This is a genomic window from Stenotrophomonas sp. YJH_SMC_135 (assembly GCF_059372355.1).
Window position 1 is genome coordinate 260,361 of the sequence record NZ_JCAFVN010000004.1, and the last position, 19,267, is coordinate 279,627.

Consider the following 19,267-nt stretch of genomic DNA (forward strand, 5'->3'; position numbering starts at 1 on the left):
GCAGCGGTGACACTGCCGCCACCATCCACGCCTGGAGCCCGACGATGCGCCTCAATCCGCTTGCCCTGCTCGCCATCCTGCCGCTGGCCGCCTGCAGCCACGCCGGCAGCAGCACCACCCACGATGCCGCACCGGCACCGGTGGCCGATGCCGCCCACGAATGCAGGCCGGAAGCGCTGGAAGCCTTCACCGGCAAGACCGCCGACGAGGCCACCATCAAGAAACTGGTCGCCGATAGCGGTGCCCGCAACGCGCGCGTGGTCAAGCCGGGCATGGAGGTAACCATGGACTTCCGCCAGGACCGCGTGACGGTGCAGGTGGACGGTCAGAACCGGATCGAGCGCGCCAGCTGCGGTTGATCAACCCAGTGGGTGCCGGCCACTGGCCGGCACCCCACATTGCCGGCCAGCGGCCGGCACTACCAGTCAGAGTCGCTCGGCCTTGCCGCTGGCCAGTGCGCGCGCGATCACCTGCTGCGCCTGCCGCGACGCCTGCTCATGCACGCGTGCCTGACGCTCACCCAACGCAGCCTGCCGGCTGCCCAGCGCCGCCTGGCGGCTGGCCAGTTCAGACTGCTGGCTGGCCAGGCGCTGCATGCCGCGGGTGTGGGTGGCCCGCGCGGTTTCGTTGTCCACTTCCTGCATCGCACGACGTGCCTCTGCAGCAGCCTCACGTGCAGCCTCACGTGCAATGGCCGCATCGTTGGTCGCGCCCCGCGCCGCCTTCGCCGCTTCTGCCGCCGCTTCGCGGTTGATGTCATGCGCGGCCACCGCGCTGCGCGCAGCCTCGGCAGCGGCCAGTGCCATGCGGCGCGCCTCCTCGCCCTGCAGGCGGCCCATCTCGCCCATCTGCCTGCCGAGTTCGCCCTGCTGGCGACCCAGCGCACTCTGTTGGCGGCCCAGTTCGCTCTGCTGGCGGCCCAGATCCGCCGCGCCGCTGTAGGCACGCTGCAGGCTCTGGATCATCATCGGGTCTCGCACCACGTAGCGCTTGTCGCCCTTGCGGAACCACAGCGCCGGGCCCTTGCCGAGCTGTCTGCGGGCCACCGTCACGTCGTCCATGCCGCCGTTGGCGAAGGTCGAATCGCCATCTACCAGCACGAAGGCCTCCGGCGGCGATTTGCCCAGGTCCAGGCGGCCGTAGGTGGTGATGGAAGTGGTGCGGGAGGTCGTGTGTTCACTGTGCATGCCGGTATCGACATCGACATCCGCATCCACGTCGACCGCCACATCCGCATCGTCCGGACCTGACAACGCCTCGACATCAGCCGGCTCGGCGGGCGGCGCGGGCGCCACCGGCCCGGCCGGAACGCGCGCGGACGAAGGCGGTGCGGGCGGCGCTTTCGGAGCCTTCGGCGGCGGCGGCGGCACGACCTTCGGCGCCGCAGGAGGCGCGGGCGGTGCCGGCGGCACCGGCGCTGCGACCAGCCGCATCGGCGCCACGCCCACCACCAGCACCACCGCAGTCAACGCCATCGCCAGGATGCGCGGGCAGGACCGGCGCGACTGCAGCGAGAGCAGGCGGCGCTTGAGGCTGGTGGTATCCGGTGCGGCACTGGCCACGCCCAGATGCGGCTGCGGTGCCACGCCCAGCTGCAGCAGCAGACGGCCATAGGCCTGGCGGCTGGCACCGTGCTGGCCAACCACCGCTGCATCCACCGCTTCCTCGCGCGCCTGTGCATATTCACGCACCGACAGGCGCAGCAGCGGGTGGAAGAAGAACAGGTGCTGGGCCAGTGCAGGCAGCAGGCCCCATTGCAGGTCACGCCGCTGCAGGTGCTGCAGTTCGTGGGTCAGGGCCAGGTCCAGCGCGTCGCCCTGCAGGGCGTTGTCGCCCGCCGGCAGCAGCAGCACCGGGCGGAACGGCCCGACCAGCTGCGGTGCGTCCACCTGCGTGCTCATCCACAACCGCGGCGCAGGACGCACGCCGTGCGCATCGGAGGCCAGCTGCAGGGCCTGCACCAGCGCCTCGTCCTCGCAGGGATAGGCCGCTGCCAGCAGCGCGCGGCAGCGACGCCACTCACCGAAGGTACGCAGGGCCATCAGCAGCACGCCGGACATCCACAGCGTGGCCAGTGCGACGGCCCACCATGCCACCGCCGGCACATCCGCGGCGGGCATCGGCATTGCGGCCAACAGCTGTGCCGAGGCCTCCGGGGCCAGCGGGTAGACCATGTCGGCGGCCACATCGGTCGCGCTCATCGCCACCGCCTGCGGCGCCGGCAGCCAGGCCAGCTGCAACGGCTGGCTCCAGAACAGGCCGAGCACAGCCTGCAGCGAGACCAGCCACCACAGGCGGCAGCGGGTCGCCGCCGACAGCGACGGCAGCGCGCGGCATACGCCATACACCAGGGCCACCAGCAGCACGGTCTGCAGGCTGGTCCAGCCCAGCCGTTCCAACATCGGGATCAGCATCGTGGTGTCCATGGCTCAGCCCTCGTGGCGGCGCGATTGGAGTTGGGCAACCAGCGCTTCCAGTTCGGCCAGCTCGTTGTCGCTGACCTGCTGGCGCTGCGACAGGTAGGCCACGAACGGCGACACCGAGCCCTGCAGGGTGTTGTCGACGAACTGCGCCACCGCGCCCTGCAGCACGCTCTGCGGGCCACGCGTGGCCTGGTAGCGGTAGACACCGTCCTGCTGCTGGCGCTGAAGATACCCCTTCGCCCGCAGTCGCTCCATCATCGTCAGCACGGTGGAGCGGGCCAGCCCACGGGCCTCCCCGTAGCCACTGGCGACCTCGCCGACGGTGGCCGGCGCATGTTCATCGATGTACTGCAGCAGGGCCAGCTCCTGGTCCCCGATCGTCTTGCCACGCATGACACCACTCCCTTGACTACACGTGTCGCCACTGTCTGCGTGACGACAACTGTAGTCAACCCCCCGGAAGTCATGGGCCGACGAACGGTAGGCACCACCGAGCGCCTAAACCTTTGACCCGCCCGCTGCATCCGATCCGCAACGCCCCGCTGGAATTCCACATGTCCCGCCCAATGCTCCGTGCCCTGCTCATGCTCATCAGTGCATTGCCCTTCGCCGCCGTTGCTGCCAGCCAGGACCAGGACCAGGCCAACGACCAGACCCGCCGCCTGATCCGCCAGATCATGCTGGAGCAGCGCATCCCCGGATTGCAGGTCGCGGTGGTCAAGGACGGGCAGATCGTGCTGTCCGAGGCCTACGGTCTGGCCAATGTCGAGAACGGTGTGCGTGCCTCGCGCGACACCCGCTTCCCGCTCAACTCGGCCACCAAGGCATTCACCGGCGTGGCGGCTGCGCAGCTGGCGCAGGAGGGACGACTGGATCTGGACGCGCCGGCCTCGCGTTACCTGGATGATCTTCCGCCAGCGTGGAGAGACGTGCGCGTACACCAGTTGCTGGCGCATGCCTCAGGCCTTCCGGACATCCTTGATGCGAACGGACTGCTGGGCGGTGGCTCCGAAGCACAGGCGTGGACGGCGGTGACAGCTCGGCCGCTGGAAGCGGCGCCCGGGCAGCGCTTCGCCTACAACCAGACCAACTATGTCCTGCTGGCACGGATCATCGCGCAGCAATCCGGTATGTCCTACGAACGTTTCCTGGCCACACGCCAGTTCAGCAGCGCGCGCATGGCCCGCACCACCTTCGGCGACAGCTACGACCTGATTCCGGATGCGGCGACGATGTACAGCCTGGCCCCGCGTGCCACCGATGCTGTGGATGCACCGTCCCGCCTGTCGCACTGGTTCTACGACATACCGCCTTCGCTCTGGGCCGGTGGCGGCATCCTCACCACCGCCGACGACACCGCGCGCTGGCTCGTCGCACTGACCGAAGGCCGTTTGCTGCCGGAGACGGCACTGCGGCGGATGTGGAGCGCAGAGCGCCTCGCTGATGGCCGCGCCGGCCCGTGGGCGGGTGGCTGGGCGGTACTGCGCGCATCGCCCGACCTTCAGGTGGCCGGTATCGGCGGTGCGCGCTCGGCCTTCGTGGTCTATCCCGAGCGCGGCGTGGCGGTCGTGGTGCTGACCAATCTTGTCGGTGCCAATCCGCAGCAGTTCATTCCGCGCATTGCCGACTTCTATGTGCGCGATGCCTCAACGCCCCGTCACGAACGGGTCGGCCTTGCACGGCAGCAACGGGCTGTCATCGCAGGGCCATAGCGCGGCGGGAACGGCCCTGGCCACTTCGAAGTGATCCTGGTTCCAGTGCAGGAAACCGCCGTGGATGGCATTGCCATGGTCGAAGCTGCGTGCATCGGCGGCCAGTGGCTGTTCGGGGTCGGCTTCGGCCACCCAGCGCAGCACTGGCACTTTGTCCAGCACGCCGATGAAGGCGAACAGATCGCCCGCGCCCTTTTCCTGGTAGGCCGTCATGGTCGCCGCATCGGGCAATCCGGCCTGCGCCAGGATGGATGCGGTGACATCCTGCAGCGGTGCGGCTCCCTGTGCGATGTAGGCGCGCATGCCCGTGGTGGTTGCCGGGCAGCCCTGCAGCTGCACCAGATAGCCGGTGGTACCGCCACTGCCGGAGAACGACCGCATCCAATAGCGGAAACGCGGCCCGCTGCGATCAGTAACCATCAAATCCTGCTGGCCATCCTGCGCGGGAATGGAGAGCACCTGCACCTTGCTGGCGCTCTCCACGTTGCACTTCAACTGCGCCAGCACCTGCCTGGCAGGTTCGGGCAGCGTAGCGTAGCGGCCGCCGGGATGGCCGCTGCCGGAAGCCTTCGGCAATGCGGGCAGTCCGCGATCCGTGGGAAGGGTCTGCGCAGGCAGGGCCTCCGGTTTCGCGGCCGAGCTGGCAGTGGGCGCCACCGGCGCGACGCGCTCTCCAGCGGGCGCGCAGGCACTGCAGGCCAGCAGCAGCATCAATGGAACGCTCGGCGTCAACTGCGATCGGATCATCGATCAACGCCCTCCCATCGCCGGCGCGTCCTGCTGCTGTGCCGGCGCGGGCGCAGGTGCAGCCTGTTCGCGCGATTGCTGCTGCAGCTGGCGCAGGCCGGTTTCCACCGCAGTCTCGCGCACCTCCGCCGCATTGACCCCTGCGCGCAGCGCCGCAGGATCGCCCGGGCTGCCCTGCACCAGGAACAGTGTCTCGCCAGCCGCACGGCCGGCGCTGGGATTGCTGGCCACGATCTGGTCGACCCGGGTGATGCCCGCGGCCTTCGCTTCGCGCAGCATCACCAGGCTGTAGTCCTCGGCATGCTCGGCGTAGCGTCCGCCCAGGGCCTGCAGGCGCGTACTGATCTGCTGCTGCAGGGCATGATCGCGATGCTGCGGTTGACGGGGGTCATCGTTGGCCGCGAGCGGCACGTCCTGCCCCAATTCGCGCGTCTGGCCGGGTGCAACCGAGGTCAGCACGTACTGCCAGCGGTTCTGCCCAGGCGTGCCGCGCACCGTCGACACGAAGTCGTCATACTCGCCGCCACCGATGGTCTGGCAACCGGCCGAATCGGTGTTGGAATGGCTGCCACGATGGATCTTGAAGGTGTCGTTGAGGTCCTGCACGCCCTGGGTATCACGCGCATCGAACCAGCCATCGCCATTGCTGTCGCGCTCCACCCGTCCGGCGCCCGCAGTGATCGCGTCCTGCGAAGGACGCAGTGCGAACTCATCGGGATGGCCATTGCGCGGATGGGTGGTGGCGCGCATCTCGATGGTGCCCTCGCCCAGGCGCCCCAGATCCTTGACCCGGTCGCCGTTGACGTCCTCGCCCTCGGTCTTGGTACGCGGCGCCACATTGCCAAAGCCCGGGCTGCGCGGCGCGGTCTTGGCATGGCCGTCGTACTGGGCGGTCGGCTCGGTCGTGGCCTGGTTGAACTCGCGCACGTGGCCGCGGCCCTGCGCATCCTTCCACAGCACCACGATGCGGTCATCGTAGACCCCACGTCCGCGCGCCTCGGTCGTGCGGTTCTCATCGCGCAACCCCAGCACCACGCGGTCCTGGGTTGCCATTGCATCGTTCGCTGCGATGTTGCCGCGCTGGGCCACGATGCTGCCATAAACGTCGTACTGCTGGGCCTGGCTCAATCCCGCTGTCTCGGCAGCATCGGGCATCCGCGGCGGGCGCATCGCCTCGCCCAAGCGATCCAGCATCGGATTCACCGTAGCTGCATCCGCTGCGGCCACGCCCCCGTTCCGGCGCAAGCCCTCAAGCTCGGCGGCCGCACGCGCCGAGATATAGCGATCCAGCGATTCCTGCACCACTGCGCTCTGGCCGTCGTGCAGGGCCTGGAGGCGGGTGGCGGCAGCACGCGCATCGTTCCGCCGCAGCAGGGCGACGACCTCGTTGGCTGCGGCATTGATATCCATTTCGGGCATGGTCGGTCCTTGAACATGGTCGGTACAGGATCAGCCTACCCCAATCGCACGGTGTGGGGCCTTTGACAGGCCGCACACCTTCGCTGCCGCCGGATCCAGGCGGGAACCGACACGACTCAGCCGCGCGGCCCACCCATCACCGGCAGGATCGCCCCGCTGATGTAACTTGCACAGACCGGCGAGGCCAGGAACACATACGCCGGTGACAGCTCTTCAGGCTGTGCAGGCCGGCCCATGTCGCTGTCCTTTCCGAACTCGGCGACATCCCCGGCCTGCTTGTCGGCCGGGTTCAGCGGCGTCCATACCGGCCCCGGCGCCACGCAGTTGACCCGGATGCCGCGCGGCAGCAGCTGGCTGGCCAGGGCCTTGGTGAACGCATGGATCGCGCCCTTGGTGGCCGAGTAGTCGATCAGCGCCTTGCTGCCGAAGAGTCCGGTTTCCGAGCCGGTGTTGATGATGCTGGCCCCCTCGCCCAGATGCGGCAGTACCGCACGCGCCATCTGGATGTAGCCGCCGATGTTGGTCTGCAGCGTCTCCTGCAGGTGCGCGTCTTCCAGATCCTCCAGCCGCTCGCAGTGCAGCTGGAACGCGGCGTTGTTGACCAGGATATCGATGCCACCGAAGGCCTTGGCCACCTGCTTGACCGCCTTGTTGCAGAAGCGCGGGTCGCGCACGTCACCGGCGATCACCACACAGCGGCCACCTTCGCGCTCCACGTGCTGGCGGGTGATGTCGGCATCTTCGGCCTCGTCCAGGTGCAGGACCGCCACATCGGCGCCTTCGCGTGCGAACAGCACGGCCACAGCACGGCCGATGCCGGAATCACCGCCAGTGACGATCGCGCGCATGCCCTGCAGCTTGCCGCTGCCGGTGTAGTCCGGCGCGAGGAAGCGCGGCGCCAGCTCCAGTTCGTGTTCGCGCCCCGGCTTTGCCAACTGCTGGGCCGGCATGGCCTCCGGCTGGCGGCGTGCGCCGGCCTGGGTCGCGGTCTTTTTCGTGGCCTTCTTGGCTGCGCGGGCGTCCTTGGCCTTTTCCTGGTCCTGCAGGCGCCGCTGCCGGGCGGCAACGCGGGCGGCGCGGGGATCACCAGCCGCCGCCTTGCGGGTTGCGGTCTTCACCACCCGCGGGCGAGCGGGGTCGGCAGCGGTCTGGGGCGCGGTGCTGCCCTTGCGCACCTTGGGTGAGGCTTTGCGGCGGGCGGGGGTCTTTCGGGTGGTGGCCATGCAGGTCTCCTCGGGGGGGAATGGGATCGGCGGCCAGCGGCCGGCACTACCGGGCGCATGCGCCGCAGTACCGGGGGCGGCATCCGCCGCGACTGCAGCGTCTCCGCCCAGGCTGTTGGCGGGGGTGAGCGCACCGTGTCCACGATGTGCACGGTGTTCATTCCGCCACCACGTGCGCCGTCGCACGCTGCACGCAACCACACCAAGGAACCCTTCCATGAAGCATGCCATCGCCACCGCCGCCGTCTGTCTCGCCCTCGCCGCCTGCAGCAGCACGCCGGTGGCCCAGGTGCAGCCGATCGACGGCGTGATTTCCGGCCAGTGCCACAGCGACAGGGTGCGTGGTGCGCTCGGCCTGGCCGCCTCCGCCGCAACCGTCGAGCGCGCGCGCGTGGACAGCGACAGCCTGCACGTGCAGGTGCTGCGCCATGACGGCCCGCGCGTGCCGCCGGCACACGAAGGCGGTGACCGCCTGACCATCGAGAAGGGCCGCACCAACAACATCACCGCGATCTATTGCGGCTGACGTCTGCGGCTGAGCCGGCGCGCCCTGCGCAGCACGCGCAGGGTGGCCTGCTCCCACTGGCGCGGCCCACGCAGGCCGGCCAGTTCCGCCAGTTCACCGCGCTCCCAGCCGGCGAACACGCAGGGGTCGATGTAGGCCTTGCGGCACACCGCAGGCGTATTGCCCAACTGGGTCGCCACCTTGCACACCACCTCACGCTGTACCTTGGCCAGCGCACGCTGGCTGGCCGGTTCGGGCAACTCGGTGGCCGCGAACGCTTGCACCGCGGCCAGGGTGCCGCCCCAGGTGCGGAAATCCTTGGCGGTGAATTCCTCGCCCATCACCTCGCGCAGGTAATCGTTGACCGCACCGGAGTCGACCGGCTGGATGGCACCGTCGTCGTCGCGATACTGGAACAACGCCTGGCCCGGCAACTGCTGCACGCCGCGCACCAGCGTGCCCAGCCGGCGGTCACCTACCGTCACTTCGTGCAGCTGCCCGGATTTGCCGCGGAAGCGCATCCGTACGCGCCCGCCGCGCAGCAGGTCGAGGTGCCGGTTGCGCAGCGTGGTCAGGCCAAAGGATCTGTTTTCCTTGGCATAGGACTCATTGCCTACCCGCACCAGGGTGTCGGCCAGCAGCGCGACCACGACCGCCAGCACCTTCTCGCGGGGGAAGCCGCTGTGCTTGAGATCGCGGCTGAGCCGGCGCCGCAGCGCGGGTAGTGCTTCACCAAAGGCGATCACCCGGTCGAACTTGCCGGCGTCGCGCACTGCGGCCCAATCGGCGTGGTAGCGATACTGCTTGCGCCCGCGGGCATCGCGGCCGGTGGCCTGCAGATGGCCATTGGCGTGGGCGCAGATCCATACGGCGGTATAGGCCGGTGGGATCGCCAGCGCGCGGATGCGCTGCAGGGTGGCGGCATCGCGCACCGCGTGGCCATCGGCATCGCGGTAGCTGAAGCCCTTGCCGGCGCGGCGCCGGCTGATGCCCGGCTGGGTGTCATCGACATAGCGCAGGCCCGCAGCGCGCGCGGCCTGTCGTTCGGGGGTAGAGGGGGTCGGCATGCGCGCAGTGTCGCTGCCGCGCTGCCGCGATCCTGTCGATAACACAAGACAAACACGTGAGGATCGGTTCGCCGCTATGCTCGGGCTTTCACAATCCCTTCCGGAGTCATGATGTCGTTCCCGATTCGCGCCCGTTCGCTCTCCGCCCTGCTGCTGCCGGCCGTGCTGGCCCTGACCGCCTGCCAGGCACCGGCGCTGGATGAACAGGATTCGGCCACGGCCCATGCCCAGCAGGCTGCCGAAGCCGCCAAGGCACCGGCCGACGAAGCCGGCAAGGCCACCGAGGCACCGCCGGTCGGCACCTGCGATGCCAGCCAGGTGCAGAGCCTGGTCGGCCAGGCCTACGCCGACGCGCTGGGCAAGCAGGCGCAGGAAGATGCCGGTGCCCACCAGCTGCGCGTCATGAAGCCCAACGACGTGGCCACGATGGAATTCCTCGGCGACCGCCTGAACATCGAAGTGGACGACAAGGGCCTGGTCAGCGGCGTGCGCTGCGGCTGAGGGCGACCCCGCGCCGGCACGGGGTTGCCGGCGCGTTCTGTTGCACCTGCAACCGTGTATTGCGGCGCTGCAGCAACCTGTGATCTAGTCGAGGCATCCGGTGGCCTCACGATGCGCTCCAGGGAATGAGCGGGGACGAGTGTCGCCGCCAACCCTATACGCATCGAGGTAGAGATGGCCCCCCGCAACCGCCAAGGGCTTTACGACCCGCGCTCCGAGCGCGATGCCTGTGGATTTGGCATGGTCGCCCAGCTCGACGATCAACCTTCGCGCCTGTTGGTTGATACCGCCATCGCCGCGCTTTCGCGCATGACCCACCGTGGCGGCGTCGCCGCCGATGGCCTGACCGGCGATGGCTGTGGCCTGCTGCTGCGCCGCCCCGATGCATTCCTGAAACTGCTGGCCAGCGAAGCCGGCATCACCACCGGCGCGCGCTTCGCTGCCGGCCTGGTGTTCCTGCCGCACGACACCGAGGCCGCCGACGCCTGCCGTACCCAGCTGCAGGCGCAGGTGGAAGCGGTCGGCTGCAAGGTCGCCGGCTGGCGCGAGGTACCCACCGATGACAGCGTCTGCGGCCAGCTGGCGCGCGATACCCTGCCGCGCATCGAACAGGTGTTCGTCGATGCCGGTGTCGGCCAGGACGATGCCGGCTTCGCGCTGGCGCTGTTCCTGGCCCGTCGCCGCAGCGAACAGCAGCTGCGCGATCACGCTGATTTCTACGTCACCACCCTCACCCCCGATGCGATCAGCTACAAGGGCATGGTGCTGCCGGACAAGCTCAGCCGCTTCTATCCCGACCTGCAGCGGCGCGAACTGGCCTCCAGCGCGATCGTGTTCCACCAGCGCTTCTCGACCAACACGCTGCCGCGCTGGCCGCTTGCCCACCCGTTCCGGATGCTCGCCCACAATGGCGAGATCAACACCATCGAAGGCAACCGCCGCTGGGCCCAGGCGCGCAGCAAGGTGTGGAAGACGCCGCGCTTCGACATCGCCGAATTCGACCCGGTGATCTCCATGCACGGCTCGGACTCGCAGAGCCTGGACAACATGCTGGAACTGATGGTCGCCGGTGGCATGGAGCTGATCCAGGCGCTGCGCATCCTGGTGCCGCCGGCCACCCAGTCGCTGGAGTTCAAGGACCCGGACCTGGCCGCGTTCTACGAGTTCCACGGCCTGAACAGCGAGCCGTGGGATGGCCCGGCCGGCATCGTTGCCTGCGACAGCCGCTACGCCGTCTGCACCCTCGACCGCAACGGCCTGCGCCCGGCACGCTGGATGCTGACCGCCGACCGCCACTTCCTGGTTGCCTCTGAAGCGGGCGTGTGGGAAGTGCCCACCGAGCGGGTGGTGCGCAAGGGCAAGCTTGGCCCCGGCGAAATGATCGCGATCGACCTCAAGCGCGGCGACCTGCTCGACTCCGATGCGGTCGACCGCATCAACCGCGGCCGCGCGCCCTACAAGCAGTGGCTGCAGCAGGGCGTGACCTACCTGCAGACCGAACTGATCGACCCGTCGCTGGTGGAAGAGCCGTTCGACGAAGCCACCCTGCGCAGCTACCACAAGCTGTACCAGCTCAGCAGCGAGGAAGTGGAGCAGGTGCTGCGGCCGCTGGCCGAGACCGAGCAGGAAGCCACCGGCTCGATGGGCGACGACACGCCGATGGCGGTGCTTAGCCAGCGCAGCCGCCCGCTGTACGACTATTTCCGCCAGGCCTTCGCGCAGGTCACCAACCCGCCGATCGATCCGCTGCGCGAAGACTGCGCGATGTCCCTGTCCACCCAGCTCGGCAAGGAGACCAACATCTTCCATGCCGGTCCGGAGACGGTGAACCACGTCATCCTCAATTCGCCGGTGCTCAGCCAGCGCAAGCTGCGCCAGCTGCTGAAGATGGACCAGTACGCGCAGGCCAACCGCCTGCTCGACCTGTCCTACAGCGAAGACGAGGGTCTGCGTGCCGGCATCGAGCGCATCTGCGCCGAGGCCGAACAGGCCGCGCGCGACGGCATGGTGATGCTGCTGCTGTCCGACCGCTACCCGGTGGCCGGGCGGCCGATGGTGCATGCGCTGCTGGCCACCAGCGCCATCCACCACCACCTCTCGCGGCTGGGCCTGCGCTGCGACGTGAATCTCATCGTCGAGACCGGCACCGCGCGCGACCCGCACCACATGGCCTGCCTGCTCGGCTTCGGCGCCACGGCGGTGTATCCGTACCTGGCCTACCAGACCCTGTTCGACCTGGGCCGCCGCGGCATCCTCAAGCTCAGCAAGGGCGGTGAGCAGTCGCAGATCGGCCGCCGCTACCGCAAGGGCGTCTACAAGGGGCTGTCGAAGATCATCTCGAAGATGGGCATCTGTACCGTGGCCAGCTACCGCGGCGCGCAGCTGTTCGAGATCATCGGCCTGGAACCGGAGGTCGTCGATCTGTGCTTCCCGGATACCGCTTCGCGCATCGGTGGCGCGGGTTTCGCGCGCCTGGATGCCGACGCGCGCGAGCTGTGCGCGCAGGCGTGGGACGCGCAGCAGGACGTGGATGTCGGCGGCCTGCTGAAGTACGTGCACGGCGGCGAGTACCACATGTACAACCCGGACGTGGTCACCACCCTGCAGCGCGCGGCGCGCAGCGGCGATCCGCGTGCCTGGCAGCAGTACTGCGATGCGGTGCATGCGCGCCCGCCCTCGGCACTGCGTGACCTGCTGGAACTGGTCCCTGCCGCCACGCCCGCACCGCTCGATGAAGTGGCCCCGGCCAGCGAACTGTTCCCGCGCTTCGATACCGCGGCGATCAGCCTCGGCGCCCTGTCACCGGAAGCGCATGAAGCGCTGGCGATTGCGATGAATCGCCTGGGGGGCCGCAGCAATTCCGGCGAAGGCGGTGAAGACCCCGCACGCTATGGCACCGCCAGGCGCAGCAAGATCAAGCAGGTGGCCTCCGGGCGCTTCGGCGTGACCGCCGAGTACCTGGTCAATGCCGAGGTGCTGCAGATCAAGGTCGCGCAGGGTGCCAAGCCCGGCGAGGGTGGCCAGCTGCCCGGGCACAAGGTCAACGAACTGATCGCGCGGCTGCGCTATGCGCGCCCGGGCATCGGCCTGATTTCGCCGCCGCCGCATCACGACATCTATTCGATCGAGGACCTGGCGCAGCTGATCTACGACCTCAAGCAGGTCAACCCGACCGCGCTGGTGTCGGTGAAGCTGGTCAGCCATGCCGGCGTCGGAACGATTGCGGCGGGCGTGGTCAAGGCCGGTGCGGACCTGATCACCATCTCCGGCCATGATGGCGGCACCGGTGCCTCGCCGGTCAGCTCGATCCGCTATGCCGGCGTGCCGTGGGAGCTGGGCGTGGCCGAGGCGCACCAGGCGCTGCTCGCCAACGACCTGCGCGGCCGTACCCTGCTGCAGACCGATGGCGGCCTGAAGACCGGGCTGGACGTGGTCAAGGCCGCATTGCTGGGCGCCGACAGCTTCGGCTTCGGCACCGCGCCGATGATCGTGCTGGGCTGCAAGTACCTGCGCATCTGTCACCTCAACAACTGTGCCACCGGCGTGGCCACCCAGGACGAGCGCCTGCGCGAGAACCACTTCACCGGGCAGCCCGAGCGCGTGGAGAACTTCTTCCGGCTGCTGGCCGAAGAAGTGCGTGGCTGGCTGTCCTACCTGGGCGCGCGTTCGCTGGAAGAGATCGTCGGCCGTACCGACCTGCTGCGCCAGATCGAATCCGCGCCGCGCGACGGCGTGCGCGTGGACCTGTCGCGCCTGCTGGCCGACAGCCGCTACGAGGGCAGCCACTGCGCCGCGCAGCGCCTGTACGAATCGCCGGACAGCCTGGCCACGCAGATGGATGGCCTGCTGGCGCCGGCCATCGAGCACAAGCGCGGCGGCGAGCATCGCTTCCTGATCCACAACACCGACCGCAGCATCGGTGCCCGCCTGGCGGGTGCGGTGGCACGCGCGCACGGCAACCAGGGCATGGCCGAGGCACCGCTGGAACTGCGCTTCCGTGGCAGCGCCGGGCAGAGCTTCGGCGCCTTCAATGTCGGTGGCCTGCACCTGGAAGTGGAAGGCGAAGCCAACGATTACGTCGGCAAGGGCATGGCTGGCGGCCGGCTGGTGGTGCGGCCGCCGCGTGGCGCGCGCTTCGAGGCACGCAGCACCGCCATCATCGGCAACACCTGCCTGTACGGTGCCACCGGCGGTGAGCTGTTCGCTGCCGGCCGCGCCGGCGAGCGCTTCGCGGTGCGCAATTCCGGCGCACTGGCCGTGGTCGAAGGTGCCGGTGACCACTGCTGCGAGTACATGACCGATGGCGTGGTGCTGGTGCTGGGCAAGGTCGGGCTGAACTTCGGCGCCGGCTTCACCGGCGGCCTGGCCTACGTACTGGACGTGGACCGTGATTTCGTCGACCGCTACAACCACGAGCTGATCGACATCCATCGCGTGTCCGCCGAAGGCTTCGAGAACTACCGCCAGCACCTGCACCGCCTGATCGGCCGCCATCGCGAGCTGACCGGCAGCATCTGGGCACAGCAGATCCTCGACGAGTTCCGCGATTACATCGGCAAGTTCTGGCTGGTCAAACCCAAGGCCGCCAGCATCGAGTCGCTGACCGAAACCCTGCGACGCGCCGCGTGATGTTTTCCGGTAGTGCTGGCCGCTGGCCGGCAACGTTCCCCCTCGCATTCCAGAGCCCGCCATGAGCCGCAAGCACGCCTTCCAGTTCCTCGACCTGCCCCGCACCATGCCGCAGCGCATCCCGGTGGAACTGCGCACGTCCGGCGACTGGGGCGAGCTGTACGGAAAGTTCGGCAAGGAGGACGCCCAGTACCAGGCGGGCCGCTGCCTGGACTGCGGCAACCCGTACTGCAGCTGGAAGTGCCCGGTGCACAACGCCATTCCGCAGTGGCTGCAGCTGGTGCAGGAGAACCGCATCCACGAAGCCGCCACGCTGTGCCACAGCACCAACCCGCTGCCGGAGGTGTGCGGCCGGGTCTGCCCGCAGGATCGCCTGTGCGAGGGCAGCTGCACGCTGGAAGAGTTCGGTGCGGTCACCATCGGTGCGGTGGAGAAATACATCGTCGATACCGCGCTGGCCAGCGGCTGGCGCCCTGACCTGGGCGCGGTGCAGCCGACCGGCCGCAGCGTGGCGGTGATCGGGGCCGGTCCCGCCGGCCTGGCCTGCGCCGACCGCCTGGCCCGCGCCGGCATTGCCGCGGTGGTCTATGACCGCTACGAGCAGATCGGCGGCCTGCTGCAGTTCGGCATTCCCAGCTTCAAGCTGGACAAGGACGTGATCCACCGGCGCCGCGACGTGCTGGAGGGCATGGGCGTGCAGTTCCGCCTCGGCGTGGAGATCGGCCGCGACCTCAGCGTGCAGCAGCTGCTGGACACCCACGATGCGGTGTTCATCGGTACCGGCGCCTACCGCTACACCGATGGTGGCCTCGACGGCCAGGACCTGAAGGGCGTGCTGCCGGCGCTGCCGTTCCTGGTGCAGAACAGCCGCATCGTCGGCGGCGATGACCCGAAGGGCCGGCCGATTGCCGGCTGGGAAGACACCATCGCCCTGCCCGACCTCAACGGCAAGCGGGTGGTGGTGCTCGGTGGTGGCGATACCGGCATGGACTGCGTGCGCAGCGCGGTGCGCCTCGGCGCGGCCAAGGTCACCTGCGCCTACCGGCGCGACGAAGCCAACATGCCCGGCAGCGCTCGCGAAGTGGCCAATGCGCGCGAAGAGGGCGTGCGCTTCCTGTTCAACCGCCAACCGCTGTCGATCGAAGCCGGCGCCGACGATGAAGTGATCGGCGTGACCGTGGTCGAAACCCGGCTGGGCGAACCCGATGCCAATGGCCGCCAGAACGCCGTGCCGATCGAAGGCAGTGAATCCCTGCTGGAAGCGGACGTGGTGATCATCGCCTTCGGCTTCTCGCCGAGCGTGCCGGCGTGGCTGGCGGACCTGGGGGTGGAAGGCCAGCCCAACGGCCGCATCGTCGCCGGGGGCAAGGACCGCCTGCCGTTCCAGACCGCGCATCCACGCCTGTTCGCCGGTGGCGACGCGGTACGCGGTGCAGACCTGGTGGTGACCGCCGTGGCCGAAGGCCGCGACGCCGCTGCCAGCATCGTCCGCCTACTGGCGCACTGAGTCCGGCAACAGCAGCTCCTCCAGCAGCGCGCGCAGTTCGCACGGCGCCACCGGCTTGGCCAGGAAATGGTCGATGCCCGCATCACGGCAGGCCTCGCGTGTGCGTTCCAGCACACTGGCAGTCAGCGCGACGATCGGCACCTGCGCACGGATGGTGCAGGTATCGCCACGGATCGCCCGTGCCAGCGCGAAGCCGTCCATGTGCGGCATATGGCAGTCGGTGATGACCAGATCAAAGGGCTGCGCCTGCCAGGCCTCCCATGCCTGCTGGCCGTCGTCGCAGGCGTGTACCTGCAGCCCCAGCTCGCGCAGGCGCTGTACCAGCAACTGCAGGTTGGTCGGATGGTCTTCAACAACCAGTGCCCGCGCCGGCGGCAGCGGCCGTTGCACGGCCGTCGTGAGCACCGGTACCACCGTCGGTGCCGCACAGGCCGCCAGCACCAGTTCCAGCCATACGGTGGTTCCCTTGCCCGGCGCGCTGCGCAGGTGCAGCTGGCCCCCCATCGATGCCGCCAGCTCGCGGCAGATCGACAGGCCCAGCCCACTGCCACCAAAGCGGCGCGTGGTCGAGGTCTCGGCCTGCTCGTAGGCAGCGAATACCGCCTGTTGCCGCTCCATGCTGATGCCCACGCCCGTATCGGTCACCTGCAGGCGCAACCGCTGCCCGCCATCGCGCTGCTGCAGCACATGGGCCTGCAGCACCACGCTTCCCTGCAGAGTGAACTTGAGTGCATTACCGGCCAGGTTGAACAGGACCTGGCGCAGGCGCAGCCCATCGGCCAGCGACCACTGCTGCAGCATGGGGTCGATCTCGCTGTGCAGGTGCAGGCCGCGGCTGGCCGCGACGGGCATCAACAGCTGCTGCACCGCGCGCACCAGCGCCGCAAGATCGGTCGGCCGCAGCTGCAGTGGCGCTGGCTGCAGGCGCTGGCTGTGCAGCACATCGTCCAGGATCTGCCGCAGCATCTGCGCGGCATCACCCACGGTGGTCAGCACCTGCCGCTGGCCCGCATCCAGGTCACTGGCAGCCAATCGCTCCAGCATGCCCAGCAGGGTACTCATCGGCGTGCGGATCTGGTGGCTCATGGTCGCCAGGAAATGGCTCTTGGCCAGCGCCGCCTGCTCGGCCGCGCGGCGCGCCTCGGCCAGCGCTACTGCACGCGCCTGTGCTTCACTGACATCCAACCAGTAGCCGCTCCACTCCACGCTGCTGTCATCGCACTGCAGCGGTCGTCCCTGTGAGCGGACCCAGCGCCAGCCCTGCGCCGACCGGGTGCGGAACGTAACGTCGATGGGACCGCGCACCAGCGCGGCCGCTTCGATGCACGCCATCACCCGGCTGCGGTCGTCGGCATGCATCGCGGCCAGCAGTTGCAGATGGTCGATCCGCGCAGTCTCCACGCTTACGCCGAACAACGCCTGCACGTCACCGGCGATCTGCGCCAGGCTGTAGTGGCCGGTTGCCGAACGGCGGGCCTGGTAGACCACCGCCGGCAGGTTCGCGGTGACGTCGTGCAACCGCTGCTCCAGCACGCGGCGACGCACGCTCTCGCGATGCACGCGCCAGTAGCCGAAGGCATGCAGCAGCACGAGCGCGAGCAGGATCAGCGACGCCGGCACCAGCCAGCGCAGCGCCGAACCGGTGAGCCGCGCGCGTGGCCGGTCCGGCAGCCAGGCGCTGCGGCTCGACGCGCGATGTGCATCGCTCTCCTTCAGGAGCCGCTGGTCGAAAGCAGCGACCACCTCGGCACAGGCCGGCACGGCCGCGAGTACCAGTGCATCGCCGAAGCCTGCGGGTGCCGCGATCACCACAGCATCACCTGGCTCCGCGCGGAGCGCGGCCTCCAGTTCAGCGAGATTGGCGACCACGGCGTCGACCAGCCCGGCACGCAGCAGTGACAGCGCGTGGTCCAGCGGCGCAGGGGCCAGCAGCTGCGCCCCCGGGGCCTGCTCGGCCAGCAATGGCTCCAGCGGCAGCCGGTCCGGGCTGGCCACGCTGCGGCCACGCAGGCCCTCCAGCCCCAGCACCGCAGCGGCGCCCTCGCGCCGCACGATCACCTGCGGCACCTCCAGGTAGGCCCTGCTGGCCACCCAGCCTGTCGGCAGCTGTGCGCGCGGCCAGCCCAGCAGCACCTGGGTGCCGGCCGGCAGTGCTCCCTCGGTAAGTACCGTCGCAGGCAACGGCTTCGCATGCTGCGCCGCCTGCATGCCCAGCAGCGGCAGGTAATCCGCGGCCAGTCCCGCAACCTCGCCCTGCTGGCTGTATGACAGGGGCGGCCGGTCGGAGCGCCATGCCACCTGCAGGGGGCCCGTACAACCGGATGCAGCGGCGATGCCGGGCAGCAACAGCGATGCCATGACGGCGGCGACGGCGCGGCGGCCGGCGACATTCACGGTAGACGTCCTCATTTCGCGGGCAGGAACCACGGCCGCGCAGCGGTACCGCTGCCAGCCACGCTAGCGAGGCAGGCTTCCGCGACAATGAGAAAAATTGGAAAAGCATCCGCATCGGCGAATGCCGACATACACTGCCGCTTCTACCCGTCCTACGGAGCGCTCGATGCGTATCGGCCTGGCCGCCAACCGTCTCCATCACCACGATGCGCGCGCGGCGCTGTTCCGCTGGCTGCGTGCCAGCGAGGCAGGCCTGCGCGAACTGGGGGCGTCACTGCATGCGGTCGGGCGCACCCACGATGCGATCGAACGGCAGGGATTCCTGGCCGGCTACGGCGGCCTGCACCGGTATCCCTACGGCCGCGAGGGAGGCCTGATGAAGCTGGTGGCCGAAGTGGTCGGCATGGGGCCGGAGCGGACACTGGACGGTGCGATCTACCTGATCGACCCGGTCGATCCGTCCTCGGTGTTTCCGGAAGCAACCGCGCTCAAGCGGCAGTGTGTGATCCACGGCAAGCCGTTCATTTCGACCGTGGCCACTGCACGCGACTGGATCGAGGTGGAGCGCATCCACGCCGGGCTGGCTGCCGACACCGGTGCCGACGACCTGCATGCCTTCCAGGGGCAGACGCTGGCGCTGATCGCGCATGATGCGATGAAGCCGGCGATGCTGGCCTTCGCTGACGAGTACTTCGATGTGCTGGCCCGGTTTGGCCAACGCGTTGCGACGGGCACCACCGGGCAGCGCTTGAACGAGCTGGCCTGGAGCCGGGGTTGGCCCAGCGATACGCCGTGGGTGACGCGTTACCAGAGTGGCCCGATGGGCGGCGATGCACAGATTGCCGACCGGGTGCTGGAGGGGCGCTGCCAGCGCGCGATCTTCTTCGAGGACCCGCATGTGGCACGCCAGCACGAGGCCGATATCCAGCTGCTGGAGCGCGCGGTGACGACGGTGACCGACCAGGCGGTGTGCATCACGGCGCCGCGGGTGGCGGCACGCTGGGCGGCAGCGGCGGCGTTGCGGGCGGGGTGAGGGTTTCGGCCAACGGCTGAGCCCCTCGTGGTGGGTCGTTCAAATCAGGAGCCGTGCTCGGCCGGGCGGGGTGGATTGCGCAGGGGTCGCTGCAAGTACGTCCTTTG

14 protein-coding genes are annotated in these 19,267 nt (G+C 69.1%); 7 read left to right on the plus strand and 7 right to left on the minus strand.

Annotation, left to right across the window (positions count from 1 at the left end; translation table 11 throughout):
* Positions 1-44: 44 nt before the first annotated feature.
* Positions 45-359 (plus strand): I78 family peptidase inhibitor, encoded by a 315-nt coding sequence (locus tag AC5P98_RS15935; protein WP_049404229.1) that lies wholly within the window; start codon positions 45-47, stop codon positions 357-359.
* 66 nt (positions 360-425) lie between these two features.
* On the opposite strand, the gene AC5P98_RS15940 is transcribed toward AC5P98_RS15935, so the two are convergent.
* Both AC5P98_RS15940 and AC5P98_RS15945 read right to left on the minus strand, forming a co-directional pair.
* The gene (locus tag AC5P98_RS15940) at positions 426-2,426 is read right to left on the minus strand and encodes a M56 family metallopeptidase (RefSeq protein ID WP_495230105.1); all 2,001 of its coding nucleotides are present in this window, start codon (positions 2,424-2,426) and stop codon (positions 426-428) included.
* A gap of 3 nt (positions 2,427-2,429) precedes the next feature.
* On the minus strand, positions 2,430-2,816 hold the full coding sequence (locus tag AC5P98_RS15945) for a BlaI/MecI/CopY family transcriptional regulator (protein ID WP_014645465.1): 387 nt from the start codon (positions 2,814-2,816) through the stop codon (positions 2,430-2,432).
* 191 nt (positions 2,817-3,007) lie between these two features.
* Here AC5P98_RS15945 and AC5P98_RS15950 point away from each other — a divergent pair, with 191 nt between their 5' ends.
* Complete coding sequence (locus AC5P98_RS15950) at positions 3,008-4,135, plus strand: serine hydrolase domain-containing protein (protein ID WP_100450930.1); 1,128 nt, start codon at positions 3,008-3,010, stop codon at positions 4,133-4,135.
* Here the strand turns inward: AC5P98_RS15950 and AC5P98_RS15955 are convergent.
* The 3 genes from AC5P98_RS15955 to AC5P98_RS15965 all read right to left on the minus strand — a co-directional run bounded on the left by AC5P98_RS15955 (position 4,070) and on the right by AC5P98_RS15965 (position 7,524).
* A complete protein-coding gene (locus AC5P98_RS15955; RefSeq protein WP_075075917.1) occupies positions 4,070-4,882 on the minus strand; it encodes a hypothetical protein in 813 nt (270 codons plus the stop codon). The two genes, AC5P98_RS15950 and AC5P98_RS15955, sit on opposite strands and share 66 nt — an antisense overlap.
* Positions 4,883-4,885: 3 nt before the next feature.
* Complete coding sequence (locus AC5P98_RS15960; protein WP_495230106.1) at positions 4,886-6,301, minus strand: XVIPCD domain-containing protein; 1,416 nt, start codon at positions 6,299-6,301, stop codon at positions 4,886-4,888.
* Between the two features lie 116 nt (positions 6,302-6,417).
* Positions 6,418-7,524, minus strand: coding sequence for an SDR family oxidoreductase (locus AC5P98_RS15965; RefSeq protein WP_495230107.1), 1,107 nt, complete (start codon positions 7,522-7,524; stop codon positions 6,418-6,420).
* 217 nt (positions 7,525-7,741) lie between these two features.
* Between AC5P98_RS15965 and AC5P98_RS15970 the strand changes: the two genes are divergently transcribed.
* Complete coding sequence (locus AC5P98_RS15970) at positions 7,742-8,050, plus strand: hypothetical protein (RefSeq protein WP_014645461.1); 309 nt, start codon at positions 7,742-7,744, stop codon at positions 8,048-8,050.
* Here AC5P98_RS15970 and AC5P98_RS15975 read toward each other — a convergent pair.
* Complete coding sequence (locus tag AC5P98_RS15975) at positions 8,038-9,096, minus strand: DNA topoisomerase IB (protein ID WP_014645460.1); 1,059 nt, start codon at positions 9,094-9,096, stop codon at positions 8,038-8,040. The genes AC5P98_RS15970 and AC5P98_RS15975 overlap by 13 nt on opposite strands.
* A 111-nt stretch (positions 9,097-9,207) precedes the next feature.
* On the opposite strand from AC5P98_RS15975, the gene AC5P98_RS15980 reads away from it, so the two are divergent.
* From AC5P98_RS15980 to AC5P98_RS15990, 3 genes are all read left to right on the plus strand, one after another.
* On the plus strand, positions 9,208-9,597 hold the full coding sequence (locus tag AC5P98_RS15980; protein WP_014035471.1) for an I78 family peptidase inhibitor: 390 nt from the start codon (positions 9,208-9,210) through the stop codon (positions 9,595-9,597).
* Between the two features lie 174 nt (positions 9,598-9,771).
* Entirely contained in the window at positions 9,772-14,226 is a 4,455-nt protein-coding gene (gltB, locus tag AC5P98_RS15985) for a glutamate synthase large subunit (protein ID WP_495230108.1), read from the plus strand.
* 61 nt (positions 14,227-14,287) lie between these two features.
* Positions 14,288-15,733 (plus strand): FAD-dependent oxidoreductase, encoded by a 1,446-nt coding sequence (locus tag AC5P98_RS15990; protein WP_032962391.1) that lies wholly within the window; start codon positions 14,288-14,290, stop codon positions 15,731-15,733.
* Here the strand turns inward: AC5P98_RS15990 and AC5P98_RS15995 are convergent.
* Positions 15,719-18,127: an ATP-binding protein gene (locus AC5P98_RS15995; protein WP_049404242.1), complete on the minus strand. Its 2,409-nt coding sequence runs from the start codon at positions 18,125-18,127 to the stop codon at positions 15,719-15,721. The genes AC5P98_RS15990 and AC5P98_RS15995 overlap by 15 nt on opposite strands.
* A 166-nt stretch (positions 18,128-18,293) precedes the next feature.
* On the opposite strand from AC5P98_RS15995, the gene AC5P98_RS16000 reads away from it, so the two are divergent.
* The gene (locus AC5P98_RS16000) at positions 18,294-19,160 is read left to right on the plus strand and encodes a methylglyoxal synthase (protein ID WP_049404244.1); all 867 of its coding nucleotides are present in this window, start codon (positions 18,294-18,296) and stop codon (positions 19,158-19,160) included.
* Positions 19,161-19,267: the final 107 nt, after the last annotated feature.

Coding starts and splice junctions, on each gene's coding strand:
- AC5P98_RS15940 (WP_495230105.1), bottom strand. CDS start 2,426: ATGGACACCACGATGCTGATCCCGATGTTGGAACGGCTGGGCTGGACC.
- AC5P98_RS15990 (WP_032962391.1), top strand. CDS start 14,288: ATGAGCCGCAAGCACGCCTTCCAGTTCCTCGACCTGCCCCGCACCATG.
- AC5P98_RS15960 (WP_495230106.1), bottom strand. CDS start 6,301: ATGCCCGAAATGGATATCAATGCCGCAGCCAACGAGGTCGTCGCCCTG.
- AC5P98_RS15970 (WP_014645461.1), top strand. CDS start 7,742: ATGAAGCATGCCATCGCCACCGCCGCCGTCTGTCTCGCCCTCGCCGCC.
- AC5P98_RS15980 (WP_014035471.1), top strand. CDS start 9,208: ATGTCGTTCCCGATTCGCGCCCGTTCGCTCTCCGCCCTGCTGCTGCCG.
- AC5P98_RS15955 (WP_075075917.1), bottom strand. CDS start 4,882: ATGATCCGATCGCAGTTGACGCCGAGCGTTCCATTGATGCTGCTGCTG.
- AC5P98_RS16000 (WP_049404244.1), top strand. CDS start 18,294: ATGCGTATCGGCCTGGCCGCCAACCGTCTCCATCACCACGATGCGCGC.
- gltB (WP_495230108.1), top strand. CDS start 9,772: ATGGCCCCCCGCAACCGCCAAGGGCTTTACGACCCGCGCTCCGAGCGC.
- AC5P98_RS15945 (WP_014645465.1), bottom strand. CDS start 2,816: ATGCGTGGCAAGACGATCGGGGACCAGGAGCTGGCCCTGCTGCAGTAC.
- AC5P98_RS15975 (WP_014645460.1), bottom strand. CDS start 9,096: ATGCCGACCCCCTCTACCCCCGAACGACAGGCCGCGCGCGCTGCGGGC.
- AC5P98_RS15965 (WP_495230107.1), bottom strand. CDS start 7,524: ATGGCCACCACCCGAAAGACCCCCGCCCGCCGCAAAGCCTCACCCAAG.
- AC5P98_RS15935 (WP_049404229.1), top strand. CDS start 45: ATGCGCCTCAATCCGCTTGCCCTGCTCGCCATCCTGCCGCTGGCCGCC.
- AC5P98_RS15950 (WP_100450930.1), top strand. CDS start 3,008: ATGCTCATCAGTGCATTGCCCTTCGCCGCCGTTGCTGCCAGCCAGGAC.